Here is a 25,799-nt window from a genome sequence, read left to right as displayed (position 1 = left end):
GCCTGGGCCGCAAACGACGACGGCGCCCTCAGGCGCCGTCGCGTTGGACCATCGGAGTTTCCGATTACTGCGCGTCAGGATGCTTGACGAAGTAGCCCAGGCCGGTCGGCTTGACGCTTTCCATCACCAGCGCATAGCTGACCTTGTCGAAGGTGCGGAACACCATCGCATGCGAGGCATATTCGTCGGGCAGGCCGACAGTGGAGCCGGACGGGCCACTGAAATCGTCATCGGTGCGCGAGAAGCGCGAATGCTTGACGCGGTCGCTGACGGTGCGGCCCTTGCGCCAGATCGAGAACACCGTGCCGTTGTTGATGCCTTCACGCGCGCCGCCTGAGATGGCAATCACGTCGCGGGTACCGCCAACGATGAAGGCGTCGGAAATGGCCAGCACCCGCAGCTCGGTCTGCAACGCCTGTTCGGATGGCGGATGCGGGATGAACTGCAGATCGTACGGCTGCGCTTCCACGGCCACGATCCGGTCGCCGGCGCGCACTTCGCGGCCGCTGTCCTGCAGCAGCAGGGTCGCCGCCTTGGAGTTGCCGCCTGCCGCGCTGCGGGTGATGGTGCCGACGTTGACCTGCGCCAGCTCGTAGCCCAGGAACTCACGGCGCTTGCTCGGCGCGATGTAGTTCTTCCAGATGTTGCCGGAGCCGGCGGTGATGTTGCCCGCCATATCCAGGTCTTCGTTGTGCTTGGGCAGGCTGAACTTCACGGTCGGGCGCACCACTGCAAAGCGCTGGCCCGGCTGCGCATCCTCCAGGCCGACCACATAGGCGACCTGCCCGGTGGTGGCGCGAGAGCGACCGCCTTCCAGGCCAACCACGTAGGGCAGCTGATCGAAGTCGTCGACCACGCGCAGGTTCTTCAGGAACGGCTCGACATCGGCCAGCGGAATCGCATTGATCGGCGCTTCCTGACGCGGGCCGGGCTGGATCGTGCCTTTGCCGACGCGGTCCAGGTAGGCCAGGCTGATCACGTCACCCGGATAGATCAGGTGCGGATTCTGGATCTGTGGATTGGCCTGCCAGATTTCCGGCCACAGCCATGGTTTTTGCAGGAAACGCCCAGCAATGTCCCAAAGGGTGTCCCCCTTGCGGACCACATAGGTGTCTGGATGCTCGCCCACCGCTTGCGCGGCAGCGTAGGTCGCGACGGTCAGCATCGCCGCAGCGACGACCGTACGAAGTCGGTTCAACATGAGTGCCTTCTTGCCTGATTCCCCAACAGGTCTGCGCACTATAGTCCAGAAACCGGGGCGCCACGCAAGCATTGCGCTAGAATGACACCGTCTTGCCGGCGCCGCGCCGGTGTTCCCAGTCGGGTAACCCCATGGCTTTGCTCCCTATTCTCGAATTTCCCGATCCGCGGCTGCGCACCAAGGCCGTGCCGGTCGATGCGGCCGACGTCGCCAGCCCGGCGTTCCAGACGCTGCTGGACGACATGTTTCAGACCATGTACGAGGCGCCCGGCATTGGCCTGGCCGCCAGTCAGGTGGACGTGCACAAGCGCTTCATGGTGATCGACGTCAGCGAGGAAAAAAACGCCCCGCAGGTGTTCATCAACCCGGAAATCGTCACCAGGCAGGGCGAGCAGGTGTATCAGGAAGGCTGCCTGTCGGTGCCTGGCATCTTTGCCGATGTCAGCCGCGCCGATGCGATCACCGTGCGCTACCTGGACCGCCAGGGAAAGCCGCAGGAACTGAGTACCGAGGGCCTGCTGGCGGTGTGCATCCAGCACGAGATGGACCACCTGGACGGCAAGCTGTTCGTGGATTACCTGTCCCCGCTCAAGCGCGAAATGGTGCGCAAGAAGCTGGCCAAGATGCGCAAGCATGTGGCTTGAGGGCGGGGATTGGGGATTTGTGATTCGGGATTGGCGAAAGCGGGTTCTTGCTGGTCTTTGAGTCTGCCGTTTCAAATCTTCGGGCGCGGATCCTGGTGTGATCTTTTTCTTGGCGTGAGTCGTCTAATCGCCATCGCCCCAGTCCGCGTGCGCAGAGCCTTGAGACCCGGGATTTTGGATTGGATAAGCCGCTGCCCGTCGCGGTTATCCAATTGCTGTTTGCAACTCCCGCTTCTCACCGCGCCTATCGATGCCGGGCAATGCCGCTTTCGGCGCCAGTGGCCAAAGCTGCCCACGCAACTGTCCACCCCATCTATCGGTTCCACGCCGTTACCGTCCCGGCCAGCACATCCGCCGTTGCGAATCCCCAATCCCTACTCCCAAATCCCAGCCCTATGAGAATTGTCTTCGCCGGTACGCCCGACTTCGCTGTCGCCTCGTTGCGCGCTGCTGCGCAGCGGCATGAAGTGGTGGCGGTCTACACCCAGCCGGACCGGCCAGCCGGCCGCGGTCGCGGGCTGACGCCCTCGCCGGTGAAGCTGGAGGCGATCGCGCGCGGCATTCCCGTGTACCAGCCGCAGACGCTGCGCTCGCCCGAGGCCCTGGCCACGCTGCGCGGGCTCAATGCCGATCTGATGGTGGTGGTGGCCTACGGGTTGATCCTGCCCAAGGCGGTGCTGGCCGCGCCGACCCACGGCTGCTGGAACGTGCATGCCTCGTTGCTGCCGCGCTGGCGTGGCGCCGCCCCGATCCAGCGCGCGATCGAGGCCGGCGATGCCGAGACCGGCGTGTGCCTGATGCAGATGGAAGCCGGGCTGGACACCGGCCCGGTATTGCTGTCCCAGCGCATCGAGATCGGCGAGCAGGAAACCGGCGGCCAACTGCATGACCGCCTGGCCGCGCTGGGTGCGCAGGTGCTGTCCGATGGCCTGGGGCTGCTGCGCGCCGGCATCCGCCCGGTGGCGCAGCCGCAGCCGGCCGAGGGCGTGACCTACGCGCACAAGCTGGACAAGGCACAGGCGCGGCTGGACTGGGCGCAGCCGGCGCAGGAGCTGGCGCGTCGCGTGCGTGCGTTCAATCCGTGGCCGGTGGCCGAAGCCACGCTGGCCGGCGAGCGGGTGCGTCTGCATGGCGCCGTTGCGCTCGACCTTGCCCATCAACAGCCGCCGGGTACCTTGCTGGCCGCCAGCAAGCAGGGCATCGACATCGCCTGCGGGCAGGGCGCGCTGCGCGTGCGCGTGTTGCAGCGTGAGGGCGGCAAGGCGATCACCGCCGCCGATTACCTCAACGCGCGCCGCGACCTGCCGGCGTTGCGCTGATGGCCGCCGACACGACGGCGGCCGGCGTCGCCTCGCGGCTAGTGGCAGCAAACGTACTCACGGCGGTGTTCGACCAGGGGCGTTCGTTGAAGGCCGAGCTGGCCGCGGCGCTGCCCGGCGTTGCCGATCCACGCGACCGCGCGCTGGTGGAGGCGATCTGCTTTGCGGTGCTGCGCCGCCGTCCGGCCTATGAGGTGGCATTGCGGCAATGGCTGGAACGCCCGTTGCCGCCGCGCGATGCCGAACTGAAAGCGCTGCTGATGGCCGGCTTCGCCCAGCTCGACGTGCTGCAACTGCCCGCGCATGCGGCGTTGTCGGCCACCGTGGAGGCATGCCGTGCGTTGGGCCGGCCGCGTCAGGCCGGCATGGTCAACGCGATCCTGCGGCGTGCGCAGCGCGAGGGCTTTCCGGCGGTGTCCGACGATGCGGGTTGGCCGTCGTGGTTGCGCAAGCAGCTGCGTGCCGATTGGGGCGCGCAGGCCGAAGCGATCTTCGTCGCAAGCGCGCAGATGGCCCCGATGTGGCTGCGCGTGCATCGCGGGCGTACCGATCCCGCCGCCTACGTGGCGCGGCTGGCAGAGGCGGGCATTGGTGCACAGACCGACACGGTGCTGCCCGACGCCGTTCGGTTGCAGGGGGCGGTGCCGGTCAGCCAGTTGCCCGGCTTTGCCGACGGCGATGTCTCGGTGCAGGATGGCTCCGCGCAGCAGGTCGCCGATGCGCTGACGCTGGCGCCCTCGGCACGCGTGCTCGATGCCTGCGCTGCACCCGGCGGCAAGGCGGCGCATCTGCTCGAGCGCCATCACCGCTTGCAGCTCACCGCGCTGGATGTGGATGCACGCCGCCTGGAGCGCGTGCAGCAGACCTTGCAGCGCACCGTGCCGGAGGCGCAGGTCGCGTTGCATGCGGCCGATGCCGCCGACACCGCGGCATGGTGGGACGACCAGCCGTTCGATGCAGTGCTGCTGGATGCGCCATGTTCGGCGACCGGCGTGGTGCGGCGTCAGCCGGATGTGCTGTTGCATCGCCGCGCCGACGATATCGATGCCTTGTGTGCGCTGCAGGCGCGGCTGCTGGATGCGAGCTGGCGCACGTTGCGTCCGGGCGGCCAGCTGCTCTACACCACCTGCTCGCTGCTGGCGCGCGAGAACCAGGCGCAGGTCCAGGCCTTCCTGCAGCGCACGCCCGGTGCGCAGGCGCAGCCCCTGGGTGCGCACTTCGGCCATGCGGCGGGCCCGGGACGGCAGCGTTTTCCCGGCGAGCAGCACTGCGACGGTTTCTTCTACGCGCTTTTGCTAAAAGCCTCCTGACCGCGCCGCGTCCAGCGCGCCCCTCTCGCGTCCCATTGCCACCCGCCATGCTCAAGACCCGTGCCTCGAAGGATGTTTGGTTGCTGGCCATCACTGCGGTGCTGGTGATCGGCGCCGGGCTGGGCCTGCGCGACCCCTGGCCATCGGACGAGCCGCGCTTTGCGCTGGTCGCCAAGCAGATGGTGCTGAGCGGGGACTGGTTGTTCCCGCATCGCGGCAACGAGCTGTATTCGGACAAGCCGCCGATGCTGATGTGGCTGCAGGCGCTGTTCTATACGCTGCTGGGCAACTGGCGTGTTGCGTTCCTGCTGCCGTCGCTGCTGGCGGCGCTGGGCACGCTGGCCTGCGTCTATGACCTGGGCCGGCGGCTGTGGACGCCGCGGGTGGGGGCGTATGCCGCGTGGATGCTGCTGTTCACCCTGCACTTCACCTTCCAGGCCAAGAAGGCGCAGATCGATCCGCTGGTGGTGTTCTGGATCACCCTGGCCAATTACGGGCTGCTGCGGCATCTGTTGATGGGCCCGGCCTGGCGCTGGTGGACGTTGGGATGGTTTGCCGCAGGGCTGGGCGTGATCACCAAGGGCGTGGGCATCATCGCGCTATTGATGCTGATCCCGGCCGGCATTGCCGCCGCACGCGGCTGGCCGGGCGTGCGCATGCATGTGCGCGACCGCCGCTTCTGGCTCGGGCCGCTGTTCTTCTTCGTCGCGATCGCGTTGTGGTTCGTGCCGATGATGATCACCGCGCTCACCGCCGGCCAGCCCGAATACCGCGTGTATCTCAACGACATCCTGCTGCGCCAGACCGCCAAGCGCTACGCCAGTTCCTGGGACCACGCGCAGCCGGTCTGGTACCACCTGCAAAGCATGGCCACGATGTGGATGCCCACCATCCTGCTGTTGCCGTGGGCGATTCCGGCGTGGCGGCGGAGGTTGCGCCGGCGCGATGCGCGCTATCTGCTGCCGTTGGCGTGGTGGCTGCTGGTACTGGTGTTCTTCACCATCCCCAACGGCAAGCGCGATGTCTACATCCTGCCGGCGCTGCCGATGTTCTGCCTGGCGCTGGCGCCGCTGGCTGCGGGCCTGCTGCGCCGGGCCGGGGTGCAGCGGGTGCTGTTTGGTTTTGCGCTGCTGTTGACCGTTGCATTTGTCGCAGGCGGGGCGGCGATGCTGATCGGCCACCCGGGATTCGAGCAGAAGATCATGGACAGCCGCGGCGTCGGCAGCGAAGCCACCGACCCGCTGGGCTGGCTGCTGCTGGCGGTAGGCACCTGGGGCGTGGCCAGCCTGCTGCTGTTGCGCGTGCACCGCTCCGCGCTGGCGGTGGTGTCTCTGCTGGGCGCGTGGTGGGTGGCGTTCGGGCTGGTCTGCTACCCGATCTTCAACGAGTCCAGTTCGGCCGGCGCGGTGATGCGCGAGGCCGGGCGCCGTATCGGCCCGGAGGCCCAGCTCGGCCTGGTGGCCTGGAAGGAGCAGAACCTGCTGATGGCAGACCGCCCGGCGCAGACCTTCGGCTTCAAGGTGCCATGGGAAGAACAGTTGCGACGTGGCGTGGCCTGGCAGTCAGCGCAACCTGGCCAGCGTTGGCTGCTGGCGCAGGAGACGGCGCTGCTGGGCTGCGTGGACCGCAGCCGCAGCCAGCTGGTCGGTGTGGCCAACCGGCGGCGCTGGTGGCTGGTGCCGGCCGATGCCGTTCAGGGCGACTGCGTGGCCAGCTCCACGGAGAAGGCGGTCGAGGAAAAGGAGCAGGGCAACCTGGACGTCGAATGAGCCCTTCACGCGCGCAGTTCAGGTCCTGCCCGCATCACCCCAAAGCAGTGGCCGGCTGTTGTCTAGCAGGCATTCATGCGGGACATCGTTAGCTTGGCCCGCGTCGCTGACGCGCCGTGCCTGTCCTGTCTCCTTTCGCCACCGATCTTTCGATGAATTCATTGCGCACCCAGCCCGCATCGCTTCCGCAATCCGTGCCCGTCGCATCGCGCGCGGGCGTGGGCATTGCCGAGCTGGGCGTGTTTACGCTGACCGCGCTGGTGGTGAGCATGCCCAGCGGGTTGCTGCCGTTCGGCGTGTGCCTGTTGCTTGGCTCGCTGGTCGGCTGGCGTAGCCTGCGTGCCGGTATCGCGGCTCGCAGCGGCGCGTTGCGCGCGGTGGGCTGGCTGACGGTGGCGGTGATTGCGATGTCGCTGCTGTCGATCGTCTTGTTCGAGCACGGCCTGCGCGATGTGGGCAACCGCTCGCGGTTTCTGGTGCTGCCCTGGGCGGCGCTATGGGCCTATGCGTTGCAGCCGCGCCAGGTTTGGCTGTGGCGAGGTGCATTGACCGGTGTGTTTGCGGCCATGCTGATCGCACTGCTGCAAGTGATGAAGGGTGCCGACCGTGCGGAAGGCTTTACCAACGCGATTGTCTTCGCCGATATCGCAATGATGTTGCTGGTGGTGGTGGCGTTCTGCCGGCCAACCGGCGGCGTGCGCTGGCTGGTGGGCGCGGCGCTCGCCACGCTGCTGGTGATCGTGCTGAGCGGCAGTCGTGGGGTGTGGCTGGCGTTGCTGGCCACCGTGGGCGTGCTGGCCTGGGGCGCGCCCTGGCATAGCGCGCGCATGCGGCTGCTGACGTTCGTCGGCGGTGCGGTGCTGGCGGTAGGCGTGGTCGCCAGCGTGCCTGCGTTGACCGATCAAATGCGCCTGGGCGAGTTGCAGAGCGATCTGCAGCGCTATGAAGTCGGCGACAGCGATTCGTCCGCAGGTGCCCGTATCGAGCGTCTGCATGTGGCCTGGCATACCGTGCTTGCGCATCCTTTGACCGGCGTCGGCGTGGGCCGTTTCGACGATGCGATGCATGAGCTGCCGGTGTGTGCTGCGGATAACGCGCTGCTCCGCTGCCATCTGGGTCATGCGCACAACGATCTGGCCGAATGGGCCGCAACCCAGGGTGTGCCGGGCCTGTTGCTGCTGATTGCGGTGTATGGGGTGCCGCTGTGGGTATTCGTGCGCTTGCATCGGCGTAGCGGGCACGTGCAGTTCCGCGGGCCGGCGGCGGCCGGGGTGATGATCGTGATCAGTTATGCCCTGTGCGGGTTGACCCAGTCGATGTTCGCGCACCAGGTATCGGCGAGCTTCTATTCGGCGCTGGTAGGTGTCCTGGTGGGTCTGGCAGCGCGCCAGGCGCAGCCGGCGATGCCGAAGGCGGTCGTCAACCCGTCATGAGCGGTCGGTTGGACGCTTAGCGGATTGCGAGCCTGGTTGCCTGGTAGCGGCCCATACCCCTGGCAAGCGGTCGAGCGGCTGGCCGCCATGCGAAGTGCCGCACGTGTAGTACGGGCATGCCAATTGGCACCACCGGTCGCCCCACCTGACAGTGACGCAGTTGTAGTGCCGGCTAAGCCCGGTCGCTGCGTCCATCCACGGCGCGTGGCGGGTCCTGCACCGGCTGGTTGCGCTGCAGCAGCCACAGCATGATGGTCTTCTGGCGCACGTAATTGGCGCGCACATAGGCGTAGATCAGCCCGTGCCAGCCATCGCGAAACCCGCCGCGCAGCAGATAGCCGCGCCAGAAGCGCCAGGCCGGCGCCAACACCAGCTTGCTCCAGGTCGCACGCTTGCCGCGGGCGTAGTCGTGCTCGGCCATCATCTGCGCGTAGCGCTGGGTCTTGGCCAGCTGCTGCATCAGCGATCGGTAGGGGTAGTGGATCAGGTCGCCGCGCAAGGTGGCCACAGCACCATCGACACTGGCCGCCTCGTGGATCTCGCGCTTGCCGCGCCAGCCGCCGCGGCGTCGGTCGAACAGGCGCAGCACACGGTCCGGGTACGCATTGCCGTGGCGCAGGAAGCGGCCGAAATACTCGGAGAGCCGCGCAAAACGGTAGCCGGCCGCGTCGGCAAAGCCGGCATCGCGCGCGGCGAGGATCGCTGCACGCAGGCCGTCGCTGATGCGCTCGTCCGCATCCAGGCACAGCACCCAGTCGTGGCTGGCCTGCGCCACGCAATACGCCTTCTGGCTGCGGTAGCCGTCGAAGGCGCGTTGCAGCACGCGCGCGCCGTGCGCGCCGGCGATGTCTGCAGTGGCGTCGGTGGAACCGGAGTCCACCACCACGATCTCATCGCAGAACGCCAGCGAAGTCAGGCAGTCGCGTAGGCGATCGGCCTCGTTGAACGCGATAATGCAGGCGCTGATGCGAGGCCGTTCGTCGGGTGCGGTCGAAGAGGACATGTGATGGCCGATTACCTGCTGTTCGCAACGGAGCGTTACGCGTTGCCTATTCTGGCGCCATTGGCGCAGGCATTACAGGCCCGCGGCGACACCGTTGCCGCCTGGTACGAGGGCGGCGCGCGCGGGCTGGTGCTGCCGGACGTGCGCGAAGTGGGGTTGCGCGAGGCGCTGGCGCTGCGTCCGCGCGCGGTATTCAGTGCGGCCAACTGGGTGCCGCCGTTTGTCTCCGGCGCCAAGGTGCAGCTCTTCCACGGCTTCAACGTGCAAAAGCGCGAGGACAATCGTGGCCACTTCCGCGTGCGCGGCTTGTTCGATCTGTACTGCACGCAAGGCCCGGCCACCACTGCGCCATTTCGTGCGCTGGCGACGCGCGATGGCCATTTTGCGGTGGTGGAAACAGGCTGGCCCAAGCTCGACCCGGTGTTCCGCGATGACGGCGGGCACAGCGCCGCACTGCGTACGCCCGCCAACGGGCGGCCGGTGATCCTGTTCGGTTCCACCTTTACCGAGCGGCTCAGCGCGGCACCTGAGTTGTACGAGGAAATCGCTGCCGATATCGGCCGCGGTGCGCACTACTGGCTGCTCACCCTGCATCCCAAATGCGCGCCGGAGCTGTTCGACCGCTATCGCGCGCTGGCCGGTGCCAATGCGCGGTTTGTCGAGCCCGAAGAGGTCGTGGCGGCGCAGCGTGCGGCCGATGTGCTGGTCTCCGATACCTCATCGATCGTCTCCGAGTTCGTGGTGCAGCACAAACCGGTGGTGACCTTCCGCAACCGCGTGCCGCAGCCGCATATGCTCGACTTTCAGCAGCCGGCGCAGTTGCCGCAGCAGCTGGCGCGCGCGCTGGCGCCGGATGCCGCGTTGCGCAACGCACTGGCCGCCTATGCCGATGCGATCCACCCGTATCGCGACGGGCATTCGTCCGAACGGGTGATCGCCGCCACCGACGCGTTCATTGCCGGCAAGCTCGGCACGCTGCGACGCAAGCCGCTGGGCGCATTGTGGCGAGGCCTTCAGATCCGCCGCGAGCTTGGATACTGGGGCCCGGCGCAGCATTGATCGCTGCTGGTCGATCGCTGACGAGATAGCGCTGCCAACAGCAACGTCCACCCAATCCCGATTCCCGATCACCAGCGCAGCTTGCGCCGTGCCAGTGCGGCGCCCAGTTGCGTCTGCAGCGCCTGCGCTTGCGCCAATGGCACAAAGCGCAGGCGCAGCGCCGGGCCGGTGGTGCTGGCACCGGCGGTGTCCAGCCACAGCGTGGCGGTGCCGGTCAGGCGATCCAGCGGCGAGCGTTGCAGCTGCAGCGCCTGCAGCTTGTCCAGTTCGGCCAGTCGCCACCAGCGCTTCCACCAGCCGCCGCGCACCGCCACGTAGCGCGCATCCACTGCATAGCCCATGCGCTGCACCTGGCGATGCGCCTTGAAGGCGCTCCACGGCAGCCACAGCAGCAACCACGCCGCCTGGCTGCCGAACTGCCACGCCAGCCCGGCAACCAGCGGCAGCAACATCAGCAGCGTCGGCAGGCTCAGCCGCCACCAGCAATGCGTTGCGATCGCCTGCCACTGCGCCGGCGGCCAGGCAATGCCGGGCAGCAGATGCTGCAGCAAGGCATCGCAGCGCTGCGGCTCGGCGATCGGTGCCAGCTCCTTCAACGCGCTGTCGCGGTTGTCGCCGGCGCTGGCCACGGCGGTGTCCACGCGCAGCTGGCGGCGGCCGAACAGGCGATGCAGGCGGCTTTCGTACACCGTCCACGACTGGATCCGCCGCAGCGCCACGCTGCTGCGGATCCGCGTCAGCAGACCGCGCTCCACGGTGAGGCGTCGCTCCGATTCGCTGAGATGAAAGCCGTGGTATTGCGCCACCGCCAGGGCCACCGACAGCGCACGCATGGCCAGCAGCACCGCCATGGCAGCGATCGCCACCAGGATCGTGGTCACCGCCGCGCCCGGATGGACCTGGCTGACATAGCGGTAGGCGAGCTCGCCATTGGTCTCGATAAAGCTGGATGCCACGCGGCGCGGAATCATCTGGTAGATCACGCCGAAACTGGCAGCCACCACCACCATGCCGCGGTTGGAGATCAGGCCCAGCCGGATCACTTCGCCCAGCGGCAGGCGCAGCAAGGTGGTGCGGTCGTCGTCCTGCACCACCGCCGCATCGACGTGGTGGGCGCGGCGCCGTATCAGATCTTCCAGCGCCAGGGCCTGGTCCAGCCGCAGCACGCGCATTTCCGCCTCGGGCTTGTGCCCGCCGGCCGACTCCAGCCGCACTTCCGCCACGCCGGCCAGCCGGTGCAGCAGCGATTGATGCACCACCACGTTGTGGATACGCGCGAACGGAATATCGCGCCGGCTGCGCTCCAGCAGGCCGCTGCGGATCGCCACGCTGTCTTGCCCGATCCGATAGCGGTAGGTGAAGTAACGCAGCACCGAAATCGCGACCAGCACTGCGATCACCGCTGCGGTGGCGATGTGGTCGGTGAAATCGCGGCTGCCGTCGCGGCTGCCGAACACGGCCAGGGCGACCAGCGGGATCAGGAACTGGCGGATCTGCTGCAGCAGCACGAACACCCACGACAGCGGGTGCAGGCGCTGCTCGTCGTGGCCGGGGTGTTCGATGGCGCTCACAGCGCGTCGTCGTGGTGATCGAGCTGGCGGGCCAGGCGGTCGCGCAGATGCTCGGCATCGGCCTGGTCCAGCCCGGACAGCGCTACCGCGTTGAGACGGCTACCGGCGGTGTGCACCACCAGCGTGGTCAGGTGCGTGGCGCGTTCGATCGGGCCGCGGCGCAGATCCACGTGCTGCACACGCGAGATCGGCACGCGGGTGTCGCTCTGCCACAGGTGCCCGCGTTGCAGCGCCAGGCCGTGCTGGTCGAGTTTCCACAGCGTGAGCCGGTGCCGTTTGACTGCCAGCCATGCGCACAGCACCGCCATCGCCACTGTCACCCCCAGCACCGCCGGCCAGTAGTGCCAGGCGTGCAGCACGGTGACAGTGACGCCGGCCGCGATCAGGCCGGCACAGCCACCGCCAAGTGCGCCGTTGACCGCCGCCACGTAGGCGCCCCGGCGAGGCAATTGCTGCCAGTGCGCGTGGTCCACGGGCAGTGGCTGGGCAGACGCGGCGCGGACCAGGATGTCGGGGTGCGGCGGTGGAGCGTCGTGCACGAGGCGGGCCTGCAGAAGCGGTGCGCAAGCATAGCCGGGCACCCGGTCAGGACGCATCCGGCATGGCCGTGGGTCGCGAGGAGCCGGATTGGACGGCTGACAGCTGTCGCCGCAGTGCCTGGGCGGACACGTTGTGTGGTCGAAGGCGGTCTTCATCACCGCGCGCGGTTGCGCCACGCATTGGAATACCCGGACCGACGGCCACGCCGATGGCGCGCAGCGATGGCCGTCGACACCAAACCTTGGCCGGGAAGCCCCCCGCAGTGGTCAGCTCCAGGCATCGTTAGCGGATGCGCCGACGCCACACAGCGCGCCTGCGTGCCGCCGCCGTCGATCAGGCAGCCCCGCTGCCCGCGCTTACTGCGCAGCCAGAATCAGCGCATCCACATCCAGCGCATGCCCGGCGCGCGCGGCCTTGGTGCGCAGATACTGCTCGTTTTCGGGGGTGATATCGCCGGTGACCGGGATGCGGTCTTCCACCGCGATCCCGGCGGCGCGCAAGCGTTCGGCCTTGGCCGGGTTGTTGGTCAGCAGCCGGATGCGACCGATCCCCAAGCCGCGCAACATCGCCACCGCGCTGCCGTAGCGGCGCTCGTCCGGGCCGAAGCCCAGCTGCGCATCGGCATCGATGGTATCCAGCCCCGCATGTTGATACCCGTAGGCGCGCATCTTGGCGGCGATGCCGGTGCCGCGGCCTTCCTGATCCAGATACAGCAGCACGCCGCCGCCCAGGTCCTTCAACTTGGCCAGGCCGTGCCGCAGCTGGTCGCCGCAGTCGCACTTGAGCGAGCCGAACAGGTCGCCGGTCAGGCAGGACGAGTGCACGCGCACCGGCACCGCGGCCGACAGGTCGGGCTGTCCCACCACGATCGCCACCTGGTCGCGCTGCGCGACGCCGCCACGGAACACCACGAATTCGCTCATGCCCAGGCCGCGCAGCGGCACCGGCGTGCGGGTAACCAGCTCGTAGCCGGCTGCGGCCGACTTGGCGCAACCGCTGCCCAGGTCGTCCAGCGCCAGCGATTGGCAGCCCGCGAAGGCGGCATGGTCGTGCACGTCGCGCAGGTCCACCGCCAGCAGCGCCGGCAGCAGCAGCCCCAGCCGGGCAATCTCCACGCCGCCGGCATCCAGCGCATCGCCAGCGGCCCAGTGCGCCGGCACCGGGGTGTCGCGCAGATAGGCCAGGGCGGCGAGCTGGTCGTAGCTGTAGTCGGCCAGCGCGACGCGTGCGCCCTGCGGCGCGGTCAGCCCCAGCACCTGCGCGCGCGTGGGCGTGACGAACAGATAGTGGCGGCCCTGCGCCGCGCGCGCGAACGCGGCATACGACTGCGCCGTGCTGCTATCGAGCGCCAGCACGGCGCGCGACTGCCCGCCCGCGGCGGTGAGCAGCACCGGCCGGCCAGCACGCAACTCGGAGGCGGCGCGCTCACAGCGGATGGCTGCCGGATCGCCGAAGGCCTGTGCGCTGGGGGAGGGGACGGGGCTGCTCATGCACGACTCCAGATGGGGATTGCCACGGCCGCTTCAAGGCGGCCGCCACCGCGCCAGTGCCGGCCGCATGCCGCCATTGTCGCGTGCTTGGCAACGGCCGGTTGCCTGCAGCGGGTGGAACGCTGCATCCAGTGGCTGCGTTTGAGTGACAGCACAGGCGCCGATTGGTTGTGCGCCGCCCGCGTTGTTCAGCGCCCGGCAATGCTTTCTAATCAGGCGATCTTTCCGTTCAGCAGACCCCATGCGCCTTATCGACTGCAATGAGTCGCGTCACGCCAGCGCGATCCTGGACATCTTCAACGAGGCCATCGCCAACTCGACCGCGTTGTACGACTACCGGCCGCGTCAGCCGGAGAGCATGGTCGGCTGGTTTGCCACCAAGCGCGCGGGCGGATTTCCGGTGATCGGCGTCGAAGATGCCGATGGCACCCTGATGGGCTTTGCCAGTTACGGCACCTTTCGCGCCTGGCCGGCGTTCAAGTACAGCGTCGAGCATTCGATCTATGTGCATCAGGACCACCGCGGCAAAGGCCTGGGGCGGGTATTGCTGCAGGCGCTGATCGCTGCGGCAGAGCAGCGTGGCGTGCACGTGCTGGTCGGTGGCATCGACGCCAGCAACCAGGCCAGCATCGCGCTGCACGAACAGTTCGGCTTCACCCATGCCGGCACCGTGCGCGAGGCCGGCTTCAAGTTCGGTCGCTGGCTGGATCTGGCGTTCTATCAACGCATTCTGGCGACGCCTGCAGACCCGCACGACGATTGATGCCCCGACCTGGCTGCCGCGCGCGATCAGGCCTGCGCGGTGTGGCGATCAGTGCGGATGCCGCTCGGTGGCGTACGGGTTGGCCTCGCCGCTGCCCGGCGGGCGCAGCGTGTAGCGCTTGTAGGTCCACTGGTACTGCGCCGGGTCGCGCCGGGCGATCTGTTCGATGCCGGCGTTGAGTGCGCTGGCCGCGCGCACCGGGTCGGGGTCGGCCACCGCTGGGTCGGCCGGCTGCACGTGCAAGGCAAACTGCAGGTCGCCACCGGCGCGCTCGCACCAGCCGTACAGCACGATCGCGCCGGTGCGCTCGGCAAGTCGGTTGACCAGGGTCATGGTCAACGCCGGGATGCCGAAGAACGGCGCAAACACGCCATCGCCCATCTTTGGTTGCTGGTCGGGCAGGATGCCGACCGCGCCACCGTCCTTGAGCACCTTGAACAACTGCCGCACCGCCGGGCCTTCGGCACGCACCTGGCGCACGTTGTCGCCGCCGCGCGCCAGTTGCAGAAACCCGTCTACCGCTTCGGACTCGGGCGGCCGGTACACGATGGCGATCGGGCCACGTTCGGACAGCCACTGGTTGAGCAATTCCCAGTTGCCGAAGTGCGGCGCCGCCACGATCACGCCACGCCCGGAGGCCAGCGCCGCGTCGTAGAGGTCCTGGCCATTGCGCTGCAGGCGGGCCAGATTTTCGGCCGGCGGGCGGGTCCAGGTTCGCAGCACTTCCAGCGTCTGCCGCGCGGTCGAGCGCAGGATCTGTGCGTGCAACTGCGCGCGCTGCTCTGCCGGCAATTCCGGGTAGGCCAGTTCCAGGTTGCGGCGTGCCACGCGGGCTTCGCGCGCGTTGAGCTTGCGCCAGCTCCAGGCCAGCGCATCGGCCATGCGTTTGAGCAGCGGCCACGGCAGGCGGCCCACGGTGGCGGCGGTGGCATAGAGCAGGCGAGCGCGAAGATCAGGTGTCATTCGCGCAATTCTAAACAGCGTGGCCGGCGAAGACCCGCAGGTGACAGTGCGGGCAGCGCTGGGCATGCTGCACGGCACACTTTGCTACCCAGGACTCTGCATGCTCGCCCTGATCCAGCGCGTCACCCGGGCCTCGGTCACCGTCGATGAGCGGATCGTCGGGCAGATCGGTCCCGGGCTGCTGGCGCTGGTCGGCGTGGAGCCCGGCGACAGCGATGCGCAGATCCGGCGCCTGGCCGAGCGCCTGCTCAGCTACCGGGTATTCGGCGACGACGCCGGCAAGATGAATCGCTCACTCACCGATACCGGCGGCGGTCTGCTGCTGGTCAGCCAGTTCACGCTCGCGGCCGACACCAGCTCCGGCAACCGGCCGGGCTTCAGTACCGCCGCGCCGCCGCAGGAGGCTGAACGGGCGTTCAATCAATTGGTGGCGATCTGCCGCGAAAAACATCGCGGCGGGGTGGAAACCGGGCGCTTCGGTGCCCATATGGTTGTCGACCTGGTCAACGATGGCCCGGTGACCTTCCTTCTCAGACCCTAGCCAGCGCAGTTCCACCAGCGGTCCCGTCTTGATTCCGGCAGACCGGGCTTCACGCTGGTATAATGCTAGGTTCTCTTTCCAATCTCAAAGCCGGTGGCGCGAGCACTCATGGCCAACGAACGTCCTGCCCAGCAATCCGACATCAAGCTACTGATCAGCAAGGGCCTGGAACAGGGCTATCTGACCTACGCCGAAGTCAATGACCATCTGCCCGACGACCTGGTCGACCCGGAGCAGATCGAAGACATCATCAGCATGATCAACGGCATGGGCATCGATGTCCATGAAGTTGCGCCCGATGCTGAAACCCTGTTGCTCAACGATGGCAACACCGGCAACCGCGAGGTTGACGACACCGCAGCCGAAGAAGCTGCCGCCGCGCTGACCGCGCTCGACACCGAAGGTGGTCGTACCACCGACCCGGTGCGCATGTACATGCGCGAAATGGGCACGGTCGAGCTGCTGACCCGCGAAGGCGAAATCGCCATCGCCAAGCGTATCGAAGAAGGCCTGAGCCAGGTCCAGGCAGCACTGGGTGTGTTCCCGCTGTCGACCGAAATGCTGCTGGCCGATTACGAAGCGCACAAGGAAGGCAAGAAGCGTCTGGCCGAGATCGTGGTCGGCTTCAACGACCTGATCGAAGAAGCCGACGCTGCCGCCGCTGCATTGGCCGCTGCCGGCCCGGTGGCCGTGGACGAAGACGCCGTCGATGAAGACGACGACGAAGACGGCGACGACGACGCTGCCGAGGAAGAGGCCGGCCCGACCGGTCCGGACCCGGTGGAAGTGGCCACGCGCATGGAGAACCTGGCGAACGAATACGCCAAGTTCAAGAAGATCTATGCCAAGAACGGCGCCGAGCACAAACTGGTGGTCAAGGCGCGCGAAGACATGGCTGCCATCTTCACCACGCTCAAGCTGCCGCTGCCGCTGACCGATGCGCTGGTCACCCAGCTGCGTGGCGTGGTCAACGGCATCAAGGATCACGAGCGCAAGGTGCTGCACCTGGCCACCACCGTGGCACGCATGCCGCGCAAGGATTTCATCCGCTCCTGGGAAGGCAACCAGACCAACCTGGAATGGGTGGAAGACGCACTCAAGCGCAAGCAGAAGTGGTCGTCGGCGCTGCGCGACGTCAAGGACCAGATCGTCTCCGAGCAGCAGGGCTCGATCGAGATGGAGAAGGCCAACTACCTGACCCTGGGCGAGATCAAGGAGATCAGCCGCGCGATGGCCTATGGCGAAGCCAAGGCACGCAAGGCCAAGAAGGAAATGGTCGAGGCCAACCTGCGCCTGGTCATCTCCATCGCCAAGAAGTACACCAACCGCGGCCTACAGTTCCTCGACCTGATCCAGGAAGGCAACATCGGCCTGATGAAGGCCGTGGACAAGTTCGAATACCGTCGCGGTTACAAGTTCTCGACCTATGCAACGTGGTGGATCCGCCAGGCCATCACCCGTTCGATCGCCGATCAGGCGCGCACCATCCGTATTCCGGTGCACATGATCGAAACGATCAACAAGTTGAACCGCATTTCCCGCCAGATGCTCCAGCAGTTCGGCCGCGAGGCCACGCCGGAGGAGCTGGCCAAGGAAATGGACATGCCCGAGGACAAGATCCGCAAGGTGATGAAGATCGCCAAGGAGCCGATCTCGATGGAAACCCCGATCGGCGACGACGAGGATTCGCATCTGGGCGACTTCATCGAGGACACCAACGTGGAGTCCCCGATCGACAACACCACCAACATCAACCTCTCCGAGACGGTGCGCGATGTGTTGGCCGGCCTGACCCCGCGCGAGGCCAAAGTGCTGCGGATGCGCTTCGGTATCGACATGAATACCGATCACACGCTGGAAGAAGTGGGCAAGCAGTTCGACGTCACCCGCGAGCGGATTCGTCAGATAGAGGCCAAGGCGTTGCGCAAGCTGCGTCACCCGAGTCGTTCGGAACAGCTGCGTTCGTTCCTGGACATCGACTGATTTGTCGGTCGCCGTGCTCACCTGATCACGCAACAGCCCCGCACATGCGGGGCTGTTGCGTTGTGGGGCCCGGTAGGGCGACGCTTGCCGCATGCGCTGCCGGGAATGGCGCAGGCCAGGCTACGCAGCTTCACGTTGCGGCGACGAAACCGGACCGCACCGCACTATTAAGTGGATGTTTCCTCCAATCTCACCTGATGTTCCAACCGGCACTTCTACGTTGGTGCCCGAATGGAAACGAGACCGTCCAATGAGTAGGCAAAGCCGCTTCGAGACCACCACCTACCGCGATCACGAGATCCGCGTACGCGCCGAGCAGGCGTCACCGACGGCCAGGTGGACGCTATGGGTCGATGTCTATGCCAACAACGGCAGCACGCGGCTGCCGCGCATCAGCGACCAGCACCAGACCTGGGAGACCTATCAGGACGCCATCGCGCAGGGCTTCCGTGCGGGCCGCCTGCTGATCGACAGGCAACGACAGACGGCCGATGCGTGAGGCGTGGTTGGTGTGCCTGACATGCAGCAGACAAGCTCGCTGACAGACAGGTAAACTTGCCCCACTCCTATGGGCCCGATGCATGCATGCGGCACTAGCGAGCGCTGTGCAGCAGGGCCTATAGCTCAACGGTTAGAGCAGAGGACTCATAATCCTTTGGTTCCAGGTTCGAATCCTGGTGGGCCCACCACGCGCATCCACGATGGATGTTGTGCACGTTTGAGGATTAGTAGTTTCAGAAGTGAACCTGACCCCTTCGGGCTACGGAACCAGGCCGAATACATCGTGTGGGGCAGCAAGGGCAACATGCCGCTGGATCGCCGTGCACCATTGCTGCCGGGTGTCATCCGTGAGTCGGTGCGCAAGGCTGACAAGCATCACCTGACCGGTAAGCCGACCGAGTTGATGAGACAGCTGGTGCGGATCTGTGAGTCAGGTGGGCGCGTGCTTGATCCGTTCGCCGGTAGTGGCACCACGTTGGTAGCAGCGGAGTTAGAAGGCTATTGCTGGACCGGGGTAGAGAAGACTGAGCACTATGCAGAGGTCACCAAGAGCCGGATTGGTCAGTTGTAATCGGTGCAAAAAAGGAATTAATGCTGTTAGCCGTCCTCTGGGGCGGCTTCATCCTGTTGGAAGATCGGAGTCCACTGCTGTTGCTCGATTTCTTGTTGTCTCTTGACCAGCTTGGGTAAGTGTTGTTCGATCATTCCCGAGTAATCGAGCCGGCCTTCCGGACTGGTTGGCAGTAATGCATGCTTTCGCAGTGCATTGACTACGTTTAAAGTCTTCTCCGCTAGCTTTCCGTACTCGATCTGTCGCACAAGAATTGGGTAGTCGCTGAATTCAGCCTCCCAGGCTAGTCGATCTTGGGCCAATAGTTGAGCATTTGGGATCGCAAAGATGCGATCTAGCAAAGTGACCGGGATAGAGCGCCAGTTCACGTTTAGCGCAGAGAGTTCCAACCTGGGTGAGGAAACCCTTGGTACTGTTTCGCCATCGGCGTCCGGCATGCCATCGTCATACATGACATCAATACAGCCGCTGATGTAACGATCGAGGATGGCTCCAACTGTCACAGCTAGATAGCCAATGTCAGATTCTCGCTGTTGGTAATGAATCCACCAGGAAAGTGTGGTGGGAATGCTTGCCCCAACAAGTGAGCCCAACAACGCCGCAATCGCAGCAATCACGCCAAGTATCAAAGGCTCGCTCAGAGGTTCGCTCATAGAATTGCTATGTCCATTGAAGGGGATTGCAGTTTGGCGTCAGGATAATTGCATGGTAAGCCTAGCCATGATCAGCGAGTCGTGTCATTGCGCAAGTTTATGAGGCGATACTGCCCGCGATCACCGTAGCGCGCTGCTTTCTTGTCAATCTCGGCACATAGCCTGTCCTTACCACAGGCAACGAGATTGGCACGAGCAACACGATCCAAGAAGGTAATTTCTGCCCTGAGTTGGGCGGCTTCCGCGACAGCCGCTCTTGTGCTGTAGAGCGCATAGCCAGCGACGACGACGCTGATGACACCCGCCACCAGCAGGGCAATCGATGCGATCCACATGCGCCGCGTTGTCGTGTTTTCCAGGGCGTGCTGTGCGTGCGCGTAACGCTGGGTTGCCTGCTGGACCGTCTGCTCCGCAGTTGCCATTCTCTTGTTGAATCGCTCGGCCGCCGGTTCCAACGTTTGCGTCAGCGCCTGATTGCTCAATTGCGTTAGCCGGGGAAGTGCGCTTTCCACCACGCGATTGACGCGCTGATCGGCACTGTTGACGGCGCTCTGCAGAAGCTGCAGCTGCTCCCGGAGCAGATCGTCCAAGGCGTGCTCGCGCCGCTGCAGCGTCCCGATCATCGCCGCCAGGGCCTGGATCGATTCTTTTAGGGTGCGTTCCGACCCGTTGGCATCGGGTAGTGCGGAGGTGTTCTGCATGTCCATAGTGTTCTCTCGATGATTCAACTTGCTACACGTGTTCCGGCTATCCACCACCACCACCGCCGCCTCCACCGCCGCCATCTCCGCCACCACCACCGTCACCCTGCGGACCTTGCATCGCCGGTCCGTTGGCGAACTGCGGCAGTGTCATCACCATCACCGGGCCACGGCTGGTCTGCATCTCTGTCGAGACGTCCATGTTCAGTGCCTGGCGCGTACTCGCCTGTTCCTGCGCTTCCTGCATCGCCTGGGCATCCAGAAATTCATGCCCTTGTTTGGCAAGGGCCTGGCTGTAGGGACTGTTGGCGACCCGTTTCAAGGCCTGTTCGATCGCCAGTTCGTTCTTGCAGTCGATGGCGTACAGCAACTCGTCCACATCCGGATCGCCGGTGATGTTTTTACGCTGGGGCTGCGGCCGATCTTCCTGCTCGCCAGCGGCAAGAGGTTGTGGCGCGGTGTCTGCCGGCGGGGCGCGTGGTGGTCTCAGTCCAGAGGGGCCATCCGGATCGTACCCATCACGCAATTCCAACTCTGTAAACGGCCGATCGCCACGGTCCACGCGCGCCTGCCGCGCCTCTGCGACGCGGTTTTCTGTTTCGAGATCCTGTTCGAGCTGGATGCGCAGCTCACGCATGGAGCGCTCTATTTCCTCCCAGGAGTTCGGATCGACGGGCACAGCGGCAGGACGGTTGTGCTCATCTGCCAAGGAGGCGGAAAGCGGCTCGCGCGCATCGGCCGCGCCCTCGGGTGCACCGGCGGAGCGGCCAGCGGTCGGTAGGTCCAGTGATGGCCCTGTCGCTTGCGCGAGGTGGGCGGACCCTGGCAACGCTGCAGGGGGATCTGCTGCTTCCGGTGTTTGAGCCTTTGGCGTGCGCGCCTGTTGATCGTCGCGCTGTTCTGCGGCCACCGGGGTGGCGAGCGATGGCGCAGAAGGCGCGGTCGCTGCCTGGGCCAGGTACGCTTCCGCCGGCTGCTCGGGCTGCTGCGTCGGTGCATCTTGGTGCGCATCCGAGCCTTGCGCCCTAATCGACCGTTGGCCGCTGTGCAGGTCCGAAACCTGCTGCTGATCTGCCGGTGCTGTCTGCGCGATCGCCGCGCTCTGCGCTGTCTGCTGCTGGGCTTCCTGCGGGCGCTCTCCTTGCGCTTGTTGGCTTTGCGGCCGCTGCTGCGCTACGTCGGATGCCTGTGCTTGCTCAGGCTCTACCAACTGCTCCTGGGGCCGTTGGGCGACGTCATCCGGGTTTGACCGCTGCTCGGGCTGGCGCGGCGATGTGTCTTGCGCATGGAGCGACGACGGCTCGCGCGAGACTGCTTCCTGTGCCGGCTCCTGCTCGCGTTGTGGAGCCGCTTGGGCGTGCAGCGGCTGTTGCTCGGGATGTTGCACCTTCTGCGCCTGCAGGCGTTCCTGCTGGCTCTGCTGGGCATCCTGGGCTTGGCGTGTTTCCTGCTCGCGCTGGCGCGTCTGCTGGGCCTGCTGCTGGACTTGTTCGCGCTGTTGGGTGTCGTGCTCCTGCTGCTGGGCTTGTTGGCGTTGCTGAGCGTCCTGTACCTGGCGTTCTTGTTGCTCCAGCTGTTGCGATTCTTGCTGGCGAAGCTCCTGCAATGCATGCGCCTGCAGTGCCTGAGCGTCCTGTGCTCGGTCTTCGTGCGAGGTTTGCTCCTGCAGCGTGTGCGCGCGTGCCTGCGCCAGCTGCTGGTCTTGCGCTTGCCGGTCCTCCTGCTGCCGCTCCTCACGCTCCTGCCCGGCGCTGGCTGCCTGGCCCCGCGCCTGCACGTCGAGCGCATGCTGGTTGGAGGGGGCGGAAGACGACGTGTCCGCATCTGCGGATCCGTCCGATGAGCGATGCGCAGAGGCCAGCTGCTGTATCGGCAAGGCTTGGTTCTGCCGCGCCTGTATCTCCTTCAGTGCCTGGCGGATGTCCTCGGTGCTGGTGACTACTGCAATACGCTCTACGCCATCGGGGCCGCGTTGCAGATGCGCAATCGGGCTATCGGCGCCGAAGGTGCCACCGGCGCCGCGTTGCAACTGCATCGCGCCGTCGCCCGCAAGTCCCTCTGCCTCGCGGGTGCGCTGGGTCGCCAGCTCGATTGCTTCGCGCCATTGCGGCTGCAACTCGGTGCCGACAATGCGATAGCGGTAGAGTGTCTGCTCGCCCTGTATGTCCTGCGGCGATTGCTGGATGGTGGCAATCGCCTGTGCCTGCTCGGCAAGCGCTGGTTGCAACATCGCGCGCATGGTGTCCAGTTCCAGCACGCGATTGCCATCGGGCGGTGCAACGTTGCTGGTCCACTGGCCTTCGATGTCGCGGTAGTAGCGCTGGCCGTTTGAGGCGGTCAAGGCATCTGGGTCGGGCAGCGCCTGCTGCACCGCTGGCGACATCGGCAGGCCATCGGCCGCCCAGCCGCTGCGGTGGTGCGCCAGTTCGTAGCGCGCAGCGATCGCGGCGGGACTGTTGGCGATGTTGCGGGCAATGGTGTCCTGCGCCTGCGCGTCCAGTTCGGCTTTGCGGTGCGGCAGGGCGGTTTCCTGCACGTAGCTGCCGCGATCATTGGCGCCAGAGATCTCGGCCTTGACCAGCCGATGCCACTGACCGTCCGCTGCATCGCGTCGCCAGTCGGCGCTGCTCAGGCTGGGGCGGTCAGTGGCATTGGCCGGCTGGCGATACGGATCCTGCGGAGCGGGCGCATCCTTGAGGGCGAGCGCTGCAGCGGCGTTGGTGGCCTGGTAATTGAGCTCGCGTGCCTTCTCGTAGCTGGCGACGATGGGGGTGGAGGTGGGGTTGTCTACCCCGTCGTTGGTGGTGTCGGCCTTGCCCTCGCGTGCCCAGGCGGTGCCGTTGAACGACCACTGCGTGCCCTCGCGATCGGTCTGGGTGTAGATGGCGCGGTTGTCGAGCAACGCGGCGGCCTTCTCGCCAGCGGTACTCAAGAAATACGCATCGGCTGCGATCAGCACCATCGGCCCGGCGCCCGAGCTACCCAGCGCGTAGGCAGCTGCGGTACCGCCGGCCCAGCCGCCGACGTTGCGGCCGGCAAAGTGCGCAAGCTCCGACTGCGCAGCGAGCGGGTTGTCCTGGCCGAGGAACTGCGTGGCGCGTTGGCCTGTCATCACCGTGTCGGCGGCGGTGGCTAGCAGGCCGGCGGTGCGTAGCGCCTGTCCGGCAGATAGATCGCCGGCCAGTAGCTCTGCGGTGGCGAAGCCGCGTTGCGAGACTGGTGTATACGGCGCATGCGACGTGGCGGCTGCGCCTTGGCGAATGCTGCGCGCAGCACCGCCGATGGTTGTCGGCGTGTCATCCAACACCTGATGTGCCAAGGCCGCGTTGGACTCGGATAGCCTTATTCGGCCAGCATCTTCGGCGTGCGCAATCGCCATGCGCAATTCTTCTCGGCCGGCGATCTCGCGGATAACGGCATCGCGTTCATCCGGGACCGCGACCAGATTTTTGCCGGTCGTGCGTGCGGCGTCGATCACCTGTGTGATCCGATGTTCGGAGTGCGTGATCGCGGCCCATTCGGATTCGACATTGCTCATGGAGCGCAGCGTCTTCAGCTGGTCGGCGTGGGCGGTGCGGTATTGCTCGTATTCGGAAATAGTGCTGTGGTTTTGCGCGTTGGTCTCGGCCTTGGTCAAGTGATCCGGGGTGGTTGCGAACATGTCGCCATTGATCAGTGCGACTTTGAGAGTGTCTTGCAGGTCGTGGACTTGGGCAGCGACGCGCTTCAATGCGGCAGCGTCGTTGGACATGGCGGCATGACCATCGGAGGAGTCACCGAGATCGTTAAGATAATCCATAACTGCATCCGTATAAGAGCTTCGGGTGCGTCCTCGGTGGGGAGAGGTTTCGATTTCGTCAGCCAGCTTGCCTTCTACAGGAAGATAGAGACGATTGGTCGATACATCCTTGTCGATCAAACCATGATCGGCCAACTTTTTGAGCAAGTCATGCTTACGAAAGATGGTGTTTTCAATGACATGATGACTTTCAAGGATGACGTTGCTGGCCGGCATCTGTCTTTACTCCAAATCCATGCGGAGAAATTTTTATCCGTAATTTGCTGCGTCGATTAGTCGAACGCCACGCTTCTTGGGTGATTTGCCGAATCCCTGGGAAATCAGGGTGTCGCGCAAGAAGCGATCGCAAAAGGTATCTGCCGTATGCGGTGTTCTGAAGACATGCGCAGCCCCAACCACGTCTTTCCTAAATGCCAACTCGGCGCCCCCTGTAAGACTGTAATACTTTCCATTTGGATACCCGGTCAGCACCTTAACAGTGGATGCTTCCTCGTCGATGGCGTCGATAATTCGTACTACCTCACAAAGATAGTGCGGTGCTCCGGGCGTACCATCTTCCAATCGGAAGTCGCATAGCGCAAAAGCAAAGCCCTCTGGGTCCGCAGCTTCTAAGATCTGCTTCAGTGGCTCTGAGACCAGCCAGTAGCGCTTGAATCCACTATCAAGGTCATCAGGCATATCGCCAATGCGGCTGTCGTAGCGCAGGCGCGGGGTCTCCTTCAATGCAGCTAGCCCCCCGTCCTCGCCTGGCGGGCTGTAGGCAATGGGGAATGGCACTGCATCTTCGTTCTCGAACTCCACGCCATGCCCGCGACCGCCCCCCCCCATATCGGATCTGAGGATGTAGAAAGCACCTTTCTGAGGTGCGTTGTGGAGTGTTGCGCGGGCTTCTTTTGCTTCGTTCATAGGTGCTTTCTCTCAACAATCCATCATGCGTCGAACAGGTGCCCACAAGTGGGTCGCTTCGCTGCTCCCGGTCAGATGCCCACCTCGTGCTTGACCGCCAGTAATGGAGGCGGAGAAGTTGGGCATGCTGCAGGCCCTGTTGGAACGGGAATTCAGCCTCTTATGTTGCCCGTCTTCGGCGACCGACGCAGTAGGAAAACCCCCAACGCCTACGGACAGCGTTGGCCCTGGTGCGCGCAATCGTCGCCCCGCCACGCCTCCGGTCTTCATGTATGGTTTTCGCTGCACCCCTGCAGGGTGGCAGTAGGCCGCGCTGCTGCTGCCGATCCGCGCGGTTCAAGGGGGGCTCTCTTCCCTGCGGATCCCTGCGCGCCCTGGGGGCTTTGCGGGGGAGCGCGGCCGCGTTCCGTGGCTAGACCTCCCGGCGCATTTCGGTAAAAGGCCATCGGAACCGGGTAATCGGTAATCAGTGACCTCAAACAGGGTCTAATTGATTGATGCAACTGGGAAATTCAAGATTGCCTTTTGGGGTGATTTAGGGTGATCAGCCTCCCGAAGAAAAGTTATGTGATTGAAATTTAGGAGTATTTCTTAGGATCTTGATTACCTCCCCAAAAGGTAATCCCATTGCCTCCCAATTACCCTTTAATTACTTTTAATATTGTTAAATAAGCTGTTGATAAATATGAAGGTTGTGGTGTTTCTTGGCGCGGATTACCTAAATTACCTTGTTCCGGTGATCATCCCAAAAATTTCCCATTAGGGGCCTGTAAGGGGCTTCAGCTACCGCCTTGCGCCTACGCTTAAGCACGCGCTCACTTATCGCCCATCTCGCGTGATTGGCAATGCCTGCAGGTGCCGCATAAGTTTGGAACCAGGCCGAGCTGCTGAGTCAGGCCTGCTGGCGCGCCGTCAGCACGTGGCGCGCGGAAGATCTGCCAGGGAGGTAGTGAAGCGTCCCGACAAGAGCTCTTGCCGCGAAGCCCACGCTGGAGAGTTCTGCCACCCGCTTGCACCCAGGCCGGCCTTAATCCGGCCGAAGCGTCGGTTGATAGCGTCCAAGGCGTCCATCAGCTTCT

General features: G+C 65.2%; 22 protein-coding genes and 1 tRNA gene. 12 read left to right on the top strand and 11 right to left on the bottom strand.

Features of this window, described 5'->3' with window-relative positions:
• Window positions 1-64: 64 nt before the first annotated feature.
• Window positions 65-1,201 carry a LysM peptidoglycan-binding domain-containing protein gene (locus FHY18_RS16235; RefSeq protein ID WP_259156845.1) on the bottom strand — a complete coding sequence of 379 codons (1,137 nt, stop codon included), beginning with the start codon at window positions 1,199-1,201 and terminating at the stop codon, window positions 65-67.
• A gap of 131 nt (window positions 1,202-1,332) precedes the next feature.
• Between FHY18_RS16235 and def the strand changes: the two genes are divergently transcribed.
• From def to FHY18_RS16210, 5 genes are all read left to right on the top strand, one after another.
• Window positions 1,333-1,845, top strand: coding sequence for a peptide deformylase (def, locus tag FHY18_RS16230; RefSeq protein ID WP_259156844.1), 513 nt, complete (start codon window positions 1,333-1,335; stop codon window positions 1,843-1,845).
• Between the two features lie 395 nt (window positions 1,846-2,240).
• A complete protein-coding gene (gene fmt / locus FHY18_RS16225) occupies window positions 2,241-3,164 on the top strand; it encodes a methionyl-tRNA formyltransferase (protein ID WP_259156843.1) in 924 nt (307 codons plus the stop codon).
• On the top strand, window positions 3,164-4,474 hold the full coding sequence (rsmB, locus tag FHY18_RS16220; protein WP_259156842.1) for a 16S rRNA (cytosine(967)-C(5))-methyltransferase RsmB: 1,311 nt from the start codon (window positions 3,164-3,166) through the stop codon (window positions 4,472-4,474). The genes fmt and rsmB overlap by 1 nt, the downstream gene beginning before the upstream one ends.
• Before the next feature lie 47 nt (window positions 4,475-4,521).
• Window positions 4,522-6,243, top strand: a complete 1,722-nt coding sequence (locus tag FHY18_RS16215; protein ID WP_259156841.1) for a glycosyltransferase family 39 protein — start codon at window positions 4,522-4,524, stop codon at window positions 6,241-6,243.
• A 152-nt stretch (window positions 6,244-6,395) separates the two neighbouring features.
• Window positions 6,396-7,676, top strand: coding sequence for an O-antigen ligase (locus tag FHY18_RS16210; protein WP_259156840.1), 1,281 nt, complete (start codon window positions 6,396-6,398; stop codon window positions 7,674-7,676).
• Window positions 7,677-7,848: 172 nt separating this feature from the next.
• On the opposite strand, the gene FHY18_RS16205 is transcribed toward FHY18_RS16210, so the two are convergent.
• On the bottom strand, window positions 7,849-8,679 hold the full coding sequence (locus tag FHY18_RS16205; protein WP_259156839.1) for a glycosyltransferase family 2 protein: 831 nt from the start codon (window positions 8,677-8,679) through the stop codon (window positions 7,849-7,851).
• Here FHY18_RS16205 and FHY18_RS16200 point away from each other — a divergent pair, their 5' ends adjacent.
• Entirely contained in the window at window positions 8,680-9,738 is a 1,059-nt protein-coding gene (locus FHY18_RS16200) for a CDP-glycerol glycerophosphotransferase family protein (protein WP_259156838.1), read from the top strand. It abuts the gene before it with no gap.
• 68 nt (window positions 9,739-9,806) lie between these two features.
• Here the strand turns inward: FHY18_RS16200 and FHY18_RS16195 are convergent, their stop codons facing one another.
• From FHY18_RS16195 to ribA, 3 genes are all read right to left on the bottom strand, one after another.
• Complete coding sequence (locus tag FHY18_RS16195; RefSeq protein WP_259156837.1) at window positions 9,807-11,309, bottom strand: PH domain-containing protein; 1,503 nt, start codon at window positions 11,307-11,309, stop codon at window positions 9,807-9,809.
• Window positions 11,306-11,905: a PH domain-containing protein gene (locus tag FHY18_RS16190; RefSeq protein ID WP_259156836.1), complete on the bottom strand. Its 600-nt coding sequence runs from the start codon at window positions 11,903-11,905 to the stop codon at window positions 11,306-11,308. The genes FHY18_RS16195 and FHY18_RS16190 overlap by 4 nt, the downstream gene beginning before the upstream one ends.
• 300 nt (window positions 11,906-12,205) lie before the next feature.
• On the bottom strand, window positions 12,206-13,339 hold the full coding sequence (ribA, locus tag FHY18_RS16185; RefSeq protein WP_259156835.1) for a GTP cyclohydrolase II RibA: 1,134 nt from the start codon (window positions 13,337-13,339) through the stop codon (window positions 12,206-12,208).
• Between the two features lie 241 nt (window positions 13,340-13,580).
• Here ribA and FHY18_RS16180 point away from each other — a divergent pair, with 241 nt between their 5' ends.
• Window positions 13,581-14,102, top strand: a complete 522-nt coding sequence (locus FHY18_RS16180; RefSeq protein WP_259156834.1) for a GNAT family N-acetyltransferase — start codon at window positions 13,581-13,583, stop codon at window positions 14,100-14,102.
• 48 nt (window positions 14,103-14,150) lie between these two features.
• Here FHY18_RS16180 and FHY18_RS16175 read toward each other — a convergent pair whose 3' ends face one another.
• A complete protein-coding gene (locus FHY18_RS16175) occupies window positions 14,151-15,065 on the bottom strand; it encodes a lauroyl acyltransferase (RefSeq protein ID WP_326521215.1) in 915 nt (304 codons plus the stop codon).
• Between the two features lie 100 nt (window positions 15,066-15,165).
• Here FHY18_RS16175 and dtd point away from each other — a divergent pair, with 100 nt between their 5' ends.
• The 5 genes from dtd (at window position 15,166) to FHY18_RS16150 (ending at window position 18,661) form a co-directional block, all read left to right on the top strand.
• Window positions 15,166-15,606: a D-aminoacyl-tRNA deacylase gene (gene dtd, locus FHY18_RS16170; RefSeq protein WP_259156832.1), complete on the top strand. Its 441-nt coding sequence runs from the start codon at window positions 15,166-15,168 to the stop codon at window positions 15,604-15,606.
• 108 nt (window positions 15,607-15,714) lie between these two features.
• Window positions 15,715-17,589: an RNA polymerase sigma factor RpoD gene (gene rpoD, locus FHY18_RS16165; RefSeq protein WP_016902493.1), complete on the top strand. Its 1,875-nt coding sequence runs from the start codon at window positions 15,715-15,717 to the stop codon at window positions 17,587-17,589.
• 175 nt (window positions 17,590-17,764) lie between these two features.
• On the top strand, window positions 17,765-18,088 hold the full coding sequence (locus tag FHY18_RS16160) for a DUF6566 family protein (protein WP_259156830.1): 324 nt from the start codon (window positions 17,765-17,767) through the stop codon (window positions 18,086-18,088).
• Window positions 18,089-18,202: 114 nt separating this feature from the next.
• Window positions 18,203-18,278 (top strand) — tRNA-Ile (locus FHY18_RS16155).
• 95 nt (window positions 18,279-18,373) lie between these two features.
• Entirely contained in the window at window positions 18,374-18,661 is a 288-nt protein-coding gene (locus FHY18_RS16150) for a site-specific DNA-methyltransferase (RefSeq protein WP_259156829.1), read from the top strand.
• Between the two features lie 26 nt (window positions 18,662-18,687).
• Here FHY18_RS16150 and FHY18_RS16145 read toward each other — a convergent pair whose 3' ends face one another.
• From FHY18_RS16145 to FHY18_RS16125, 5 genes are all read right to left on the bottom strand, one after another.
• A complete protein-coding gene (locus tag FHY18_RS16145) occupies window positions 18,688-19,314 on the bottom strand; it encodes a hypothetical protein (protein WP_259156828.1) in 627 nt (208 codons plus the stop codon).
• Window positions 19,315-19,385: 71 nt separating this feature from the next.
• Window positions 19,386-20,108, bottom strand: a complete 723-nt coding sequence (locus FHY18_RS16140) for a hypothetical protein (RefSeq protein WP_259156998.1) — start codon at window positions 20,106-20,108, stop codon at window positions 19,386-19,388.
• On the bottom strand, window positions 20,062-24,030 hold the full coding sequence (locus tag FHY18_RS16135; RefSeq protein WP_326521214.1) for an AHH domain-containing protein: 3,969 nt from the start codon (window positions 24,028-24,030) through the stop codon (window positions 20,062-20,064). The genes FHY18_RS16140 and FHY18_RS16135 overlap by 47 nt, the downstream gene beginning before the upstream one ends.
• Before the next feature lie 33 nt (window positions 24,031-24,063).
• Window positions 24,064-24,720, bottom strand: a complete 657-nt coding sequence (locus FHY18_RS16130; RefSeq protein WP_259156827.1) for a DUF1629 domain-containing protein — start codon at window positions 24,718-24,720, stop codon at window positions 24,064-24,066.
• A 912-nt stretch (window positions 24,721-25,632) separates the two neighbouring features.
• Window positions 25,633-25,791, bottom strand: coding sequence for a DUF4113 domain-containing protein (locus FHY18_RS16125; protein WP_259156826.1), 159 nt, complete (start codon window positions 25,789-25,791; stop codon window positions 25,633-25,635).
• Window positions 25,792-25,799 lie beyond the last annotated feature (8 nt).

It is taken from the genome of Xanthomonas sp. 3793 (assembly GCF_024806835.1).
GTDB classification, from domain to species: Bacteria; Pseudomonadota; Gammaproteobacteria; order Xanthomonadales; family Xanthomonadaceae; genus Xanthomonas; species Xanthomonas arboricola_F.
This window is presented reverse-complemented; position numbering and strand designations above follow the sequence as displayed.